The sequence below is a fragment of the Thalassobaculum salexigens DSM 19539 genome (assembly GCF_000423805.1).
In the GTDB taxonomy this organism is placed as follows: Bacteria; Pseudomonadota; Alphaproteobacteria; order Thalassobaculales; family Thalassobaculaceae; genus Thalassobaculum; species Thalassobaculum litoreum.
Map to the genome: position 1 here is coordinate 1,912,481 of NZ_KE384093.1, position 14,031 is coordinate 1,926,511.

The following is a 14,031-nucleotide window of genomic DNA, read 5'->3' on the forward strand; positions in this document are numbered from 1 at the left end:
AGTGAAAGAGAAGACGAAGGATAGGGAAGGGCCGGACGACTGTTGCGACCCGTTACCCTTCTCACACTCCCCGGCCTTGGGCCGGGGCCTACGATTCCGCGTGACGCGCGGACACGACATACGACTAGCCGACGCTGGCCTTGCCTAAGCCGCCAGCTTCGGCAGCAGCCGTTCGATCATCGTCGCGCATTGCTGGAGCTGGTCGAGGCTGACGAATTCGTCCGGCTTGTGCGCCTGTTCGATGCTGCCGGGGCCGCAGACCACCGTGTGGATGCCGGCCGCCTGGAACAGCCCGGCCTCGGTGCCGAACGCCACGACCTCCGCCGCGTTCGCGCCGGTCAGCTCCGACACCAGGGCCACAGCCTCGCTGTCGAGCATCGGCTCCAGCCCTTCCACTTCGCCGATGGTGTGGGTGACGATGCCGGCCTTCAGGTCGACGGCATGCATGCGTGGCAGCAACTCCCGGTCGACATAGTCGCGCAGAATCTCCTTGGCCAGATCGGCGTCGGCGCGGTTCACCGGCCGCATCTCCCACTCCAGCGAGCAGTGGCGAGGGATGACGTTGCGGGCGATGCCGCCCTGGATCACGCCGCATTGCAGTGTGGTGTGCGGCGGGTCGAACCGGCTGTCAGCCGGCGCGCGGTGGCGCATCACCTCGCCGGTCTCCAGCAGCTTGGCGACGAAGCGGGCGGCGAACTCCACGGCGTTGATCCCGGCATCCGGATTGGAGGCATGGCCCTCCAGCCCGGTGAACTCGGTGGTGTATTCGTAGCAGCCCTTGTGGCCTTCGATGATCCGCATCTCGGTCGGCTCGCCGACGATGCAGACCTTGGGATGCAGCCCGCTCTCCGCGATCCCCTCGATCAGCCGTGGCGCGCCGAAACAGCCGGTCTCCTCGTCATAGGTGAAGGCGAGGTGCAGCGGGCGCGCGAGATGGGCCGATGCGAAGCGCGGGGCGAGCGCCATGGCCGTGGCGAGGAAGCCCTTCATGTCGCAGGAACCGCGTCCGAAGATCAGGCCGTCGCGCTCCTCCACGCGGAACGGATCGGAATTCCAGGCCTGGCCCTCCACCGGCACCACATCGGTATGGCCGGACAGCACGATGCCGCCGTCCACCTTGGGGCCGATGGTGGCGAACAGGTTGGCCTTCAGACCGGTATCGTCGGTGGTGATCGCCACATCCGCGCCGAGCGACGTCAGCCTATCGGCGCAATGGTCGATCAGGTTGAGATTGCTTTCGGCCGACACCGTCGGGAACGATATCAGGTCGCCGAGAATTCCCCGTATATCGGCCAGCGCGTCGTTCATGTGGTCAGCGTCCGTTTCACGGCGTCGCGCCAGCCGGCGAGCAGGCGCTGGCGCTCCTCGTCCTTCATGGCGGGTTCGAACCGGCGGTCGCGCTTCCACTGCTTGGCGAAGCCGGCCATGTCGGGCCACACACCGGCCTTCTGTCCGGCCAGCCAGGCGGCGCCCAGCGCCGTGGTCTCCAGCACCATGGGACGGTCGACCTGGGCAGCGAGGATGTCGGTCAGCCGCTGCATCATCCAGTCGTTCGCCACCATGCCGCCATCCACCCGCAGAACCACGTCGCCGCCATCGGACCAGTCCGCGTGCATGGCGTCAATCAGGTCGGCGGTCTGGAAGCACACGCTGTCCAGGGCGGCACGGGCGAATTCCTTCGGCCCCGTCCCTCGGGTCAGGCCGAACATGGTCCCGCGCGCGTCGGGATCCCAGTGCGGCGCGCCGAGGCCGGTGAAGGCCGGCACCAGATAGACCGCCTGTTCCGGATCGGCTTCATCCGCCATCTTCGCCGACTGGTCGGCCCGGTCGATGATGCCGAGTCCGTCGCGCAGCCACTGGATCGCGGCACCGGCGACGAAGATCGAGCCTTCCAGGGCGTAGGTCACCTGACCGTCCAACTGGTAGGCGATGGTGGTGAGCAGCCGGTTCTTCGACAGGACCGGCGTGTCGCCGGTGTTCAGCAGGGCGAAGCAGCCGGTGCCGTAGGTGGATTTGACCATGCCCGGCTCGAAGCAGGCCTGGCCGACGGTGGCCGCCTGCTGATCGCCGGCCACGCCCAGGATCGGGATGGCGGCGCCGAACAGGGACGGCTCGGTGGTGCCGAACTCGGCCGCACTGTCCAATACCTCCGGCAGCAGCGCCTTGGGGATGCTGAGGAGCTTCAGGATGTCGTCGTCCCAGCGCCCCTCGCGGATGTTGTAGAGCAGGGTGCGCGCGGCATTGGTCGCGTCGGTGACGTGCCGCTTGCCGCCGGTCAGGTGCCAGATGAGGAAACTGTCCACGGTGCCGAAGGCGAGCTTGCCGGCCTCCGCCTTCTCGCGGGCTCCGTCCACCGTGTCGAGCAGCCAGGCGAGCTTGGTGCCGGAGAAATACGGGTCGAGCAGCAGGCCGGTCTTCTCGGTGACCATGGCCTCGTTGCCGTCGGCCTTCAGCCGCGAGCACATCTCCGCCGTGCGCCGGTCCTGCCAGACGATGGCGCGGTGTACGGCCTCGCCGGTCTCCCGGTCCCACAGCACCACCGTCTCGCGCTGGTTGGTGATGCCGATGGCGGCGATGTCTCCGGCCGACAGGCCGGCATCGGCGAGGGCGATGCGCACGGTGGCTTCCGTGGTGCGCCAGAGATCTGACGCCACATGTTCCACCCAGCCGGAGCGGGGGAAGTGCTGCTCGAACTCCTGCTGGCCGACGCCCTTGATGCTGAAATGCCCGTCGAAGACGATGGCGCGGGACGAGGTCGTCCCCTGGTCTATGGCGAGAACGTAGCCGGACATTCGGCCTCCCTGCGGTGCTGTTCTTCTGGCCCCGGCACGGTCGGCCGGGTAATCCCCGGATGGGTCTGCGTAAAGATTAACCCTGTCGGTCGATGATTTCGTTGGTTGTTCGTTACTCTGCCGCCTCGGCCCGGCGGGTGCGAGCGTTAATCCAGTCCTCCAGCGCCTTGGCCGAGGCGTCGTCGATCTTCAGCCCGAGCTTGGAGCGGCGCCACAGCACGTCCTCGGCGCTCAGAGCCCACTCGTGTTCGATCAGATAGGCGACCTCGGCGGCGTAGAGCGTGTCGCCGAAATGCCGGCCCAGATCCGCCAGCGACGTCGCGTCGCCCAGGAAGTGACGGGCACGGGTGCCATACTGCCGAATCAGGCGATAGGCGTGCGGCTCGCTGAGGAAGGGATAGTCGCGCATAAGATCGACGACCAGATCGGAGAACCCGCCGATCGGGAAGTCGCCGCCGGGCAGGGTGGCCCCATGGGTCCAGGCCTCGCCGCGCCGGCCGAGCGCATCTTCGATCTTCTCGACCACGGCCTCGGCCAGCTTGCGGTAGGTGGTGATCTTGCCGCCGAAGATATTGATCAGCAGCCCTTCCTTGCCCTTGCCGTCGGTGCGCAGGACGTAGTCACGGGTGGCGACCTGGGCTTCTGAGGCGCCGTCGTCGTAGAGCGGGCGTACGCCGGAATAGGTCCACACGATGTCGTCGGGCGAGATGTCCTGTTCGAAATAGTCGCTGGCGCCGGCGCAGAGATAGGCGATCTCCTCGTCGGAGATCGTCACCTTGGCCGGATCGTCCTTCCAGTCGCGGTCGGTGGTGCCGATCAGCGTGTAGTCGCGCTGATAGGGGATGGCGAAGAAGATCCGGTCGTCGGCGTTCTGGAAGATGTAGCAGCGGTCATGGTCGTAGAGTTTGGGCACGACGATATGGCTGCCCTGGACCAGACGGACGTTGTGGGTGTCGTTCTTGCCGGCGGCCCGGTTCAGCACGGTGTCGACCCAGGGGCCGGCGGCGTTCACCACCACGCGCGCCGTGACGGTCGACCGGGCGCCGGTGACCGTATCGCGCAGGGTGACCGTCCAGCGGTCGCCGGTGCGCTCGAGACCGGTGACTTCGGTGCGGGTGCGGATGTCCACGCCCCGGTCGGCGGCATCGCGGGCGGTCAGCACCACCAGACGGGTGTCGTCCACGGCGCAGTCGGAATACTCGAAACCTTTGGTGAACTCGGGTTTCAGCGGCTTGCCGACATCGTCGGTGGAAAGGTCCACGACGCGGGTCGGCGGCAGGTGCTTTCGGCCGCCCAGATTGTCGTACAGGAACAGGCCGAGCCGCAGCAGCCAGGCCGGGCGCAGGCCCTTGTGGTGCGGCAGCACGAAACGCAGCGGCCAGATGATGTGCGGCGCGTTGGCCCACAGCACCTCGCGCTCGATCAGCGCCTCGCGGACCAGGCGGAACTCGTAGTGTTCGAGATAGCGCAATCCGCCATGGATCAGCTTGGTCGACCAGGACGAGGTGCCCGACGCGAGGTCGTTCATCTCGGCCAGTCCGACACTGTAGCCGCGGCCGACCGCGTCGCGGGCGATGCCGCAGCCGTTCACGCCGCCGCCGATGACGAAGACGTCGAGATCCATATCCTTTTGAGCGGCCGCCGGATCGGCTCCGGCATCGGTCGCGGCCATGCGGCACTCCGTTACTTGCTGTTCTTTCGACTTAGGGTTCGCGCCGCAGATTTCCATGGCGCGGGCGCGCCGGGGAGGATCTTCACCGCAGCGCAACACGGTACACAAATCTCAAGGAAATGGCCAACGCCGGGGCCGATTGGCGGCAGTCCCAAACAATCATCCGTCATCGCGAACTTGTTTCGGGATGACGATAGTGGAGGATCAGAAATCCTTCACCAGCCGGATCGCGTCGTAGATCGCGGCGTGGATGTTGCGCGAGGCCACCGCGTCGCCGATACGGAAGAGCTGATAGGTGCCGTGCGGGTTTCGCACCACCTCCTGCAGCCTTCCGGCGATCAGGGCGTCGTAGTCCATCTCGCCGCCGTTGAGGCTCTCCGGTTTCAGCGCGACATACACCTCGTCCAGGGGCAGGGTGCCGTGCTCGACCACGACCTGATCGACCTCGCGCTCCTCCACCCGCTCCGAATAGTCCGAGCCGATCTGCGCGATCAGGCAGTTGCCGGCGCGGCGCACGGCAAGCACCCGCTTGTTGATGGTGATCCGCGCCCCGGCCCGGTCGAAGGCGCGGGCATAGGCCACGTGGTTCAGGCCGCCGATATCCACGGCGAAGAACCGCTCGGGTGTGACGATCTCCAGCTGGGCGCCGGCCTGGACGATGACCTCCCCGGCGGACAGGCCCTGGTGGGCGGCGTTGTCGTCGTAGATCAGCACCCGCTCGCCCGGCTTCACGTCGCCGGACAGGATGTCCCAGGAACTGACGACCAGATCTGCGCCCTCGACGATCTCGGTATTCGGCAAGCCGCCGGTGGCGATCAGCACCACGTCGGGGTTCTCCGCCAGAACGTCGCCGGCTTCGGCATAGGTGTTGAAGCGCATGTCGACGCCCAGGCGGACGCATTGCTCGGCCCGCCAGTCGACGATGCCGATCAGCTCGCGGCGGCGCGGTACCCGGGCGGCGAGGCGGATCTGGCCGCCGGGCTTGTCGGCGGCCTCGAACAGCACGACGTCGTGGCCGCGCTCGCCGGCGACCCGGGCCGCCTCCAGCCCGGCGGGGCCGGCGCCGACGATCACGACCTTCTTCGCCGGACCGTCGCTGCGGGCGATGACGTGGGGGATAGTCCGCTCGCGGCCCGTTGCTGGGTTATGGATGCACAGGGCCTCGTGCCCCTCGTAGATCCGGTCGAGACAGTAGGTGGCGCCGACGCAGGGACGGATGTCGGCCTCGCGTCCGGCGGCGACCTTGTTGGCGATATGCGGGTCGGCGATGTGCGGCCGGGTCATGCCGACCATGTCGAGTTTGCCCTCGGCGATAGCGTGGCGGGCCGTGGCCACGTCGCTGATCCGGGCGGCGTGGAAGATCGGAAACTTCGTCTCCTCCCGGATCTGACCGCAGAAATCCAGATGCGGCGCCGAGGGGGCGCCCTGGATCGGGATTACGTCGGACAGGGCCGCGTCGCTGTCGATATGGCCGCGGATCAGGTTGAGGAAATCGACCTTGCCGCAGGTCGCCAGGCGGCGCGCGATCTCCACCCCGTCCTCGCGGCTGAGACCCTTGTCCCAATCCTCGTCGGCGACCATGCGCAGGCCGATCAGGAAGTCGGGCCCGACCCGGTCGCGCATGGCGTCGAGCACCCGCCAGGTGAAGCGCAGCCGGTTGTCCAGCGAGCCGTTGTAGTCGTCCGTCCGTTGATTGGTGGCGGGCGACCAGAACCCGTCCAGGAAATGGCCATAGGCCTCGATCTCGATACCGTCGAGCCCACCGGCCCGCATGCGCTCCGCCGCGTCGGCGTAGTCCTTCACGATGCGGTCGAGGTCCCAGTCCTCGGCCTCCTTGGGAAAGGCGCGGTGGGCCGGTTCGCGCACCGGGGAGGGGGCGAGCACCGGCAGCCAGTCGGAATGGTTCCAGTTGGTACGCCGGCCCAGATGGGTGATCTGCATCATGATGGCCGAGCCATGCTCGTGACAGGCATCGCTCATCTCGCGCAGCCAGGGCACGATCTCGTCCTTATAGGCGTAGAGATTGCCGAAGGCGGCGGGGCTGTCGGCGCTGACCACGGCGGAGCCGGCGGTCATGGTGAGTGCGATGCCGCCCTTCGCCTTTTCCGTGTGATACAGCCGGTAGCGCTCGGTCGGCATGCCGTCCTCGGAATAGGAGGGCTCGTGCGCCGTCGACATCAGCCGGTTGCGCAGGGTCAGGTGCTTGAGTTGGTAGGGCTGCAGCAGCGGGTCGGTCGACATCGTTCCCCCTCGACGGCAAGGCGCGGCGGCGTTCGGCGGCGCCTGGGTCCATGGTGTCCCAAAAGCCGGGCGGCGAAAACGGTTCTGTCACCTGTCGATGCGAGGGTTGGCGCGGCGCGGCGACCTGACCGCAGACCGATCGCCGGGGAGTGGCAAGTTGAACCGCGGGAATGCGACGCGATGTCGGGTTCGACCTCGGCGGCTGCCATGCGCCATCCCATGATCACCGCCGATTCAATACGTTGAGCGGTTAGATTCTAGGCTCACTTGGTTTCCGGGCTCTCGGTTGAACCGGAAATTATACGCTGTATGAATGAAAAAATATTAATCCAGATCGCGCGTGTTCGAACGTTGCGGCTCAGGCGTGCATCCGGCCGTGTCGGCAGATAGCCCTACGTTGAAAGTGGGATCGGCATTCGGCCGTCAGATCCAACGGTCCCTGGCCATCGGGCCTGAGCGATCAGGAACTTCGACCTTACTAGCGGTATTGAACCGCGCGCGATCAGAAGTTGTTAAAACGACCCTGAGACGAGGATGCATGAAAGCATATCGGTAGTTTTGACGTTTTCAATGAAAGTAGTTCAGCATACACTCGCGTCATGGCTCCAAGGCTTGAAATTCGTCATCTTCAGATGATCCAGGCGATCGCCGACACCGGTCGGGTCACCGAGGCGGCGGAGAAGCTCGGCTTGACGCCGTCGGCCCTGTCGCACCGGATCCGCGAGGCGGAACGGCGCCTGGACGTCACCCTGTACACCCGGCTGCACAAGCGCCTGCGGATGACGCCGGCGGCGGAGCATCTGGCCCATGTGGCCGAGCGGGTGCTGGCGGATATGGAACGGGCGGAGGAGGACGTCTGGCGGACCAGCCGGGGCGTGGTCCATGTGGTGCGTATCGCCATCGAGGCCTACAGCTCCTACCACTGGCTGCCGGGTTTTCTCAGTTTCCTGCAGAGCGCGGCGCCCGATATCGACATCCAGGTCATGGCCGGCGCCAGCCGGGAGCCGTTGCAGAGTCTGTCCAACCGCCATGTCGATCTGGCGATCATGAGCGGCGAGATCGCGCGCCCGGGGGCGACGGCGGTGCCGCTGTTCGATGACGACCAGTTGTTCATCATGGCGCCTGGCCACGAGTTGGCCGGCCGGGAATACGTGGAGGTCTCCGAACTCGCGGCGGAGGATCTGATCACCTACAGCAAGACGCCGGGGACCGACGGCGAGGTCGGTCAGATGCTGCGCAACGGGGACAGCGCGAAGAGCCGGTCGGTGACCGTCGAACTGCCGGAGGTGATCGTCGAACTGGTCGCCGCCGGACAGGGGACCAGCGTTCTCGCCGGCTGGGCGGTGGAGACGGCGGTGCGGGCGGGCCGAATCAAGGCCGCCCGGATCAGCCACGACGGTGTGGTGTCGTCCTGGTCGGCCGTCATCCGCAGCGAAGATAACGAGCCGGGCAACCCGATCCGGACCGTGGCCTCGCTGCTGTCGAACTGGTGCTCGCGGACCGGCCACGGGTTCCGGCCGGCACCGGAATAGCCGGTTCTATTTCCGCGGCCTGCTGGGGTCGTTCAGAACCGCGATCGCCGGCGCGGGCCGGGCATAGAGAAAGCCCTGGGCGAACCGCACGCCCATCTGCTGCAGGAAGGCGGCCTGCCCTTCCGTTTCCACCCCTTCGACCACGATCGTGCGGCCGAGGTCCTGGACCAGGGTGACGAGGGTTTTCAGCAGCCGGCGGTCGCTCTCGCGATCCTCGATCCGGCGCAGGAACTGCCGGTCGATCTTCAGAATGTCCACCGGCAGGTCGACCAGGGCCGCCAGCGAGGAATAGCCGGTCCCGAAATCGTCCATGGCGATGGTCACGCCCTGTTCCCGGATCCGGTCAATGGTGGCGCGGATGGCGTCGCTGCCCCGGGCCATGTCGCGTTCGGTCAGTTCCAGTTCCAGGGCCGAGGCTGGCACGCCGGTCTCTTCCAGCAGGCGGGCGATCACCTCGTCGAAATTCTGGCTGCTGAGATCCTGGGCGGAGATGTTGACGGCAAGCGGGGCGGTGCGGGACCAGTCGCTGTCGGCCAGCGAGCGCAGGGTCTGGGACAGCATGTGCCGGTTCAGCGCGGTCACCAGCCCGGCCTGTTCGGCGAGCGGAATGAATTCGCCCGGCGAGATCATCGATCCGTCGGGCTGGGTCCAGCGGGCAAGCGCCTCCGCACCGACCCAACTGCCGTCGGTGATGTCCACCTTCGGCTGCAGATAGACGCTGAATTCCCGGTCTTCGATCGCCCGGTTGATGTTGTGCACCAGGCGGGTGCGCCGGCTCATTTCGTTGATGATGCTGGGCATGTAGGCGTGCATGCGCGGCAGACCCGGCTTCGGGGTCGTCGACTTGACCTCCATCAGGGCCGCGGCGGCCCGATGCATCGCCTGTCGGGGATCGGCGGCCTGGTCGGGCAGGGATACCGTACCGGCGCAGACGTCAACGACCACGGCGATGTCCTGGATCTCGATCGGCTCGGCCACCACGGACACCAGCTTGGCCTGCAGGCTCTCGCTCTCCTCGATCGGCATGACCACGTGGAAGGTATTGCCGAAGCCGCGTCCGATGAGCACCGCCGTGCCGAACACCCGCTTCAGACGCTGTGAGAAGGCGACGACGAGCTGTTCGAACTCCTCGATGCCGAAACAGGCGGTGAGCTGGCTGGTGTTGTTCAGCGAGATATGCACGAACAGCATCGGCGGCGGGATCGGGGCGGCGAAGTAGGATTCCAGATAGCTCAGGATGCCGTGCCGGTTCGGCAGCTTGGTGGCGTCGTCGTGGAAGGCGAGGAAGCGGATCTGATCCTCGCGCGCCCGTTCGTGGGTCATGTCGCGGATGGTGGCGACGAACCGGCGAGGCTCGTCGACGGAGCGCGGGATCTCGGACAGCGTGATCGAAACCGGGAACTGCCGCCCGTTCGCGTGCAGCGCCGCCAGGGTGCGGGGAAGCCCGAAGGAGGATTTGGAATGCGGGCGGGAACTCCGAAGATAATGGTCGTGATTGATCGCCACCGATTCCGGCATGAGCTTATTCACCGAATGGTGGACCAGCTCGAAGCTTGGGCGGCCGAACATTTTGCAGGTCGCGTCGTTGACCGTCTCGATGATTCCGCGTTCGTCGACCACGACGATCGCGTCGTTGACGGCGTTGAAGACGGTGGACAACTGGCGGCGCTGCGCCTCGATCGTCTCCAGCGCCCGCGACAGCTTGTCCTCGACAGCGGAAAGCCGCGTGGGACGCTGTGGTCCCCCGTTGCCCTTGCTGCCTTCAGACGTCATGCGCATTCCTGAACCATCCTCGGGCACCGCATCCCACAATCAGCTTCGCCCCCCGCGATGCCGAAAAGAGCACGGGTCTCGTTAATGGACTGTGAAGACGGGGGCTTTAATCCGGGTTAACGACCCAGGACCAGAAGGACGATGCCGGCGACAACAAGGACGATCCCGACGATTTCGGCGCGGTTGGTGGTTTCGCGGAAGATGAAGACCGAGGCGATGAAGGTGAAGACCAGTTCGATCTGGCCGAGTGCGCGCACATAGGCAGCGTTTTGCAGGGTGAAAGCGGTGAACCAGCCGATCGATCCGAGCACGCCGCAGACGCCCACCGCCAGCGACCATTTCCAATGAACCAGAACGTCCACCAGGGTGCGGCGTTCGTAGATCGCCAGATAGACGCCCATGATCACCGTCTGCATCACCACCGACACCGCCAGGGTGTAGGCGGCGGCCATGACGAAGCCGTCGTAATCGAGGGTCAGCGCGGCCTTGCGGAAGAACACCACCGACGAGCCGAGCAGGGCACCGCAAAGCAGGCCGATCAGGGTCGGCTTCTCGATCAGCCCGGTGAACAGCCGGCCGACGGAGACCTTGGTCTGGCCGACCGACAGGGCCATCACCCCGACCGCCGACACGACGATGGCGATCAGCGGCACCAGGCCGAGTTCGTCGCCGATGACCAGCCAGCCCAGCAGGGCGACCTGCACCGTCTCGGTCTTGGAGTAGGTGGTGCCGACGGCGAAGTTGCGGAACTGGAACAGCCAGAGCAGGACGGCGGTGAACAGGATCTGCGAGATCCCGCCGAGCAGGCAGTAGATCATGAACTCCGCATGCACGGTCGGCCAGGGATAGCCGCCGATCTCATGCACCGCCCCCGCATAGATCAGCGCGAAGGGCATGGCGTAGAGGAAGCGGACATAGGACGCGCCGAGGGTCGTCAGCCGGCCCTTGAGATGCTTCTGCAACACCGAGCGGGCGTTCTGCATGAACGCCGCGAAGATCGTGATCGGTATCCAGAGTTCCATCGACGCGCATCTCCCCCTCCGCGGGTCTGCCGCCGCGGTCCGTCAGCATGGGCGTGGAGCGACGCGTAAGTCCATCGCCTGACGGTGCGAGCAAAGGCGGTTTGCGGGTATGCAGCGAGCCTGTGTTGGGAGAATGATACGTCAAACCCAATAGGTCAGACGGATGGAGGCGGCGATGAGCGGCGTGACGAAGAGTCAGGCGGAAAAGGATCTCATGGAGCGGGCGCGGACGGTGCTGCCGGCCGGCGGGTTCGGCAATTTCACGCCGGACATCGTGATCGCGCGCGGCGAGGGCTCCCGGGTTTGGGACGTCAGCGGCAACGAGTATGTGGATTACCTGCTGGGCTCCGGCCCGATGGTCATCGGCCATGCCCATCCCGAAGTGGTCGAGGCGGTGACGGCGCAGCTTCCGCTGGGCAGCACGTTCTTCGCCGACAGCGAGCCGGGCATCGTCTTGGCCGAGGAGATCTGCCGCGCCGTTCCCTGCGCCGACAAGGTGCGTTTCGTCAGCTCCGGCTCGGAAGCCGACATGTACGCCATGCGGCTCGCCCGTGCTCATTCCAAGCGCGAGAAGATCCTGAAGTTCGAGGGCGGCTATCACGGCATGAGCGATTTCGGGCTGATGAGCCTGGCGCCGAAGACGCTCGCCAACTTCCCCCAGGCGGTGCCGGACAGCGCCGGCATCCCCAAAGGCGTGCGCGACGACGTGATCGTCGCCCCGTATAACGACACCGACCTGGCGGTGCAGATGATCGCCGAATACGCCTCCGAGTTGGGCGGGGTGATCGTCGAGCCGTTCCAGCGCCTGCTGCCGCCGAAGCCGGGGTTCCTGGAGGCACTGCGCGAAGCGACCAGGAAGCACAACGTGCCGCTGATCTTCGACGAGGTGGTGACCGGCTTCCGCTTCGCCTACGGCGGGGCGCAGGAATACTACGGCATCACCCCGGACCTCTGCACCCTGGGCAAGGTGATCGGCGGCGGTTATCCGCTCGCGGCGATCGCCGGCAACGACGAGATCATGGCCCATTTCGACAAGAGCCAGGTGGGCGAGGAGGGCTTCACCTTCCAGATCGGCACGCTCAGCGGCAATCCGGTCGCCTCGGTGGCGGGGCTGAAGACCATGGAGATCCTGAAGCGCGACGACGCCTATACCAAGATGTTCGCCACCGGCCGCACCATCATGGCCGCCCTGGAGGAGCATCTGGGTCGGGCGGGGATCGCCGCCAAGGTGGTGGGCGTGCCGCCGCTGTTCGACGTGGTCTTCACCGACCGCGAGGTGCACGACTATCGCGGCATGTTCGCCGGCAATGCCGCCATGGCGAAGCGGTTCAACGGGATCATGCGCGAGTGCGGAATCCTGAAGCCGGACAGCAAGTACTATATCGGCCTGTGTCATACCGAGGCCGACGTGGCCCTGACCATCGACGCCATCGCCACCGCCGCCGAGGGGCTGCGCAAGGCGGCGTGAGGCTGCGGCGGATGGTCAGGTAACGCTGGCTATCCGCCCGCCGCGGCCCATATCGTCCCGATTGCGAGTGAACCGACCGGGGCAGGGACGTGGATTCAGTAACTCAGATGGTGCTTGGCGCCGGCGTCGCCGCCGCCGTCATCGGCCCCCATGCCGGCGCCCGCAAGGCCGCCATCATCGGCGCGGTGCTGGGCACGGTCCCGGATCTCGACGTGTTCATTCCGCTGGGCGATCCGGTGACGGATTTCGTCCAGCATCGCGGCCCCTCCCATTCGCTGATCGTCCAGGCACTGGTCACCCCGATCTTCGCCGAGCCGCTGGTCCGGGTGATGCGCGGTCTGCGCGAGCATCGGGGTGCCACGTATCTTGCGGTCTATCTGTGTCTGGCGACCCACGCGCTGCTCGATGCGATGACGATCTATGGCACGCGGATCTTCTGGCCGGTGATGCCCGAGCCCCTGGGGCTGGGCTCCATGTTCATCATCGACCCGCTCTACACGATCCCGCTGATCGTCGCCTTCGTCTGGGCGCTGTGCGTGCGGTCCTGGACGCTGCGGATCGCCCGGGTGGTCAGCGTCGCGCTGATCGTCTCCACCGCCTATCTCGGCTGGAGCGCCATCGCCCAGCAGGTGGCGGAGAAGCGCGGCGATCTGGTGCTGGCCGATCTCGGCATCGAGCCGGATCGCACCTGGGCGACGCCGATGCCGTTCAACACCCTGTTCTGGCGGGTGATCGCCATCGACGGCGACCGCTATCTCAACCTTTATATCCCGCTGCTCGGCACCCAGGAGACGGTGACTGCCTACGCTCATCCGCGCGGCGAGACCCTCCTGTCCTGTATCGAGGATCTGCCGAAGGCGGCGGAGCTGGCGGCCTTCTCCAAGGGCTTCTTCAAGGTCTGGGAGGCCGACGGCCGGATTCTGGTGTCCGACCTGCGCATGGGCGTCACCCCGAACTATGTCTTCCAGTTCGCGGTGGCCGAGCGCGACGGGGACGCATTGTCGGAGATCGTTCCGGTACGTCTGTCGACGGAACGCGGCGCCGCCGACCGGGACATCGACTGGCTGTGGACCGGAATCCTCGGCGAGCGTGCGGTGCGCCCGGCCGAGGAGGACGATCTCTACACCGGGGAGAGCGCGGTCAGGGTCGCGGGCCCCATGGCGCCCCGACCATCAGCTTGTTCTCCTGGCTGATCAGGTTCGGCCGCAGCTTGGCGGCGAAAGCCATGAACTTCTCGTTGGCATAGACCGCCGCCCAATGGGCCCGGCGGTCGGCGTCGTCGGTGTACTTCCAGACATGGATGAGCTCGTTCATGCCGCCGACATCGCCGACGAAATAGCCGACCAGCTTGTCCTTGTGCGGGTCGAGCGCCGGCCAGCCCTCGGTCTCGTAGAGTTTCAGGACCTCCTGCAGTTTGCCGACGACGATCTTGTAGGTGCGCAGCTCGTACAGATCCATGACCCGGTTCCTCCCGTTTGGTTATGCAGGCGATCGTGGCCGACGGGGACGGGCGGCGGCAAGAGAGCGGCTG

At 66.3% G+C, this 14,031-nt stretch carries 10 protein-coding genes; 3 read left to right on the top strand and 7 right to left on the bottom strand.

Going from position 1 to position 14,031, the window contains the following annotated elements; translation table 11 throughout:
* Positions 1-144: 144 nt before the first annotated feature.
* The 4 genes from argE to G578_RS0113325 form a co-directional block, all read right to left on the bottom strand.
* A complete protein-coding gene (gene argE / locus G578_RS0113310) occupies positions 145-1,308 on the bottom strand; it encodes an acetylornithine deacetylase (RefSeq protein WP_028794655.1) in 1,164 nt (387 codons plus the stop codon).
* Positions 1,305-2,792 carry a glycerol kinase GlpK gene (gene glpK, locus G578_RS0113315; RefSeq protein WP_028794656.1) on the bottom strand — a complete coding sequence of 496 codons (1,488 nt, stop codon included), beginning with the start codon at positions 2,790-2,792 and terminating at the stop codon, positions 1,305-1,307. The genes argE and glpK overlap by 4 nt, the downstream gene beginning before the upstream one ends.
* A gap of 112 nt (positions 2,793-2,904) precedes the next feature.
* Complete coding sequence (gene glpD, locus G578_RS0113320) at positions 2,905-4,464, bottom strand: glycerol-3-phosphate dehydrogenase (RefSeq protein ID WP_245565608.1); 1,560 nt, start codon at positions 4,462-4,464, stop codon at positions 2,905-2,907.
* 204 nt (positions 4,465-4,668) lie between these two features.
* Positions 4,669-6,705, bottom strand: a complete 2,037-nt coding sequence (locus tag G578_RS0113325; protein WP_028794658.1) for an NADH:flavin oxidoreductase — start codon at positions 6,703-6,705, stop codon at positions 4,669-4,671.
* Between the two features lie 599 nt (positions 6,706-7,304).
* On the opposite strand from G578_RS0113325, the gene G578_RS0113330 reads away from it, so the two are divergent.
* Entirely contained in the window at positions 7,305-8,237 is a 933-nt protein-coding gene (locus G578_RS0113330; RefSeq protein ID WP_084618870.1) for a LysR family transcriptional regulator, read from the top strand.
* Positions 8,238-8,243: 6 nt separating this feature from the next.
* Here the strand turns inward: G578_RS0113330 and G578_RS0113335 are convergent, their stop codons facing one another.
* Positions 8,244-10,016, bottom strand: coding sequence for a putative bifunctional diguanylate cyclase/phosphodiesterase (locus G578_RS0113335; protein WP_028794660.1), 1,773 nt, complete (start codon positions 10,014-10,016; stop codon positions 8,244-8,246).
* Positions 10,017-10,126: 110 nt separating this feature from the next.
* The gene (locus G578_RS0113340) at positions 10,127-11,032 is read right to left on the bottom strand and encodes a DMT family transporter (protein WP_028794661.1); all 906 of its coding nucleotides are present in this window, start codon (positions 11,030-11,032) and stop codon (positions 10,127-10,129) included.
* Between the two features lie 175 nt (positions 11,033-11,207).
* Between G578_RS0113340 and G578_RS0113345 the strand changes: the two genes are divergently transcribed.
* Positions 11,208-12,500, top strand: coding sequence for an aspartate aminotransferase family protein (locus G578_RS0113345; RefSeq protein WP_038015009.1), 1,293 nt, complete (start codon positions 11,208-11,210; stop codon positions 12,498-12,500).
* 89 nt (positions 12,501-12,589) lie between these two features.
* Positions 12,590-13,693 carry a metal-dependent hydrolase gene (locus G578_RS0113350; RefSeq protein WP_028794663.1) on the top strand — a complete coding sequence of 368 codons (1,104 nt, stop codon included), beginning with the start codon at positions 12,590-12,592 and terminating at the stop codon, positions 13,691-13,693.
* Here the strand turns inward: G578_RS0113350 and G578_RS0113355 are convergent.
* The gene (locus tag G578_RS0113355) at positions 13,641-13,958 is read right to left on the bottom strand and encodes an NIPSNAP family protein (protein ID WP_028794664.1); all 318 of its coding nucleotides are present in this window, start codon (positions 13,956-13,958) and stop codon (positions 13,641-13,643) included. The genes G578_RS0113350 and G578_RS0113355 overlap by 53 nt on opposite strands.
* Positions 13,959-14,031 lie beyond the last annotated feature (73 nt).

Bases quoted from the DNA above. Each gene is read 5' to 3' on its own strand.
- argE (WP_028794655.1), bottom strand. From the start codon at position 1,308: ATGAACGACGCGCTGGCCGATATACGGGGAATTCTCGGCGACCTGATA.
- glpK (WP_028794656.1), bottom strand. From the start codon at position 2,792: ATGTCCGGCTACGTTCTCGCCATAGACCAGGGGACGACCTCGTCCCGC.
- glpD (WP_245565608.1), bottom strand. From the start codon at position 4,464: ATGGCCGCGACCGATGCCGGAGCCGATCCGGCGGCCGCTCAAAAGGAT.
- G578_RS0113325 (WP_028794658.1), bottom strand. From the start codon at position 6,705: ATGTCGACCGACCCGCTGCTGCAGCCCTACCAACTCAAGCACCTGACC.
- G578_RS0113330 (WP_084618870.1), top strand. From the start codon at position 7,305: ATGGCTCCAAGGCTTGAAATTCGTCATCTTCAGATGATCCAGGCGATC.
- G578_RS0113335 (WP_028794660.1), bottom strand. From the start codon at position 10,016: ATGCGCATGACGTCTGAAGGCAGCAAGGGCAACGGGGGACCACAGCGT.
- G578_RS0113340 (WP_028794661.1), bottom strand. From the start codon at position 11,032: ATGGAACTCTGGATACCGATCACGATCTTCGCGGCGTTCATGCAGAAC.
- G578_RS0113345 (WP_038015009.1), top strand. From the start codon at position 11,208: ATGAGCGGCGTGACGAAGAGTCAGGCGGAAAAGGATCTCATGGAGCGG.
- G578_RS0113355 (WP_028794664.1), bottom strand. From the start codon at position 13,958: ATGGATCTGTACGAGCTGCGCACCTACAAGATCGTCGTCGGCAAACTG.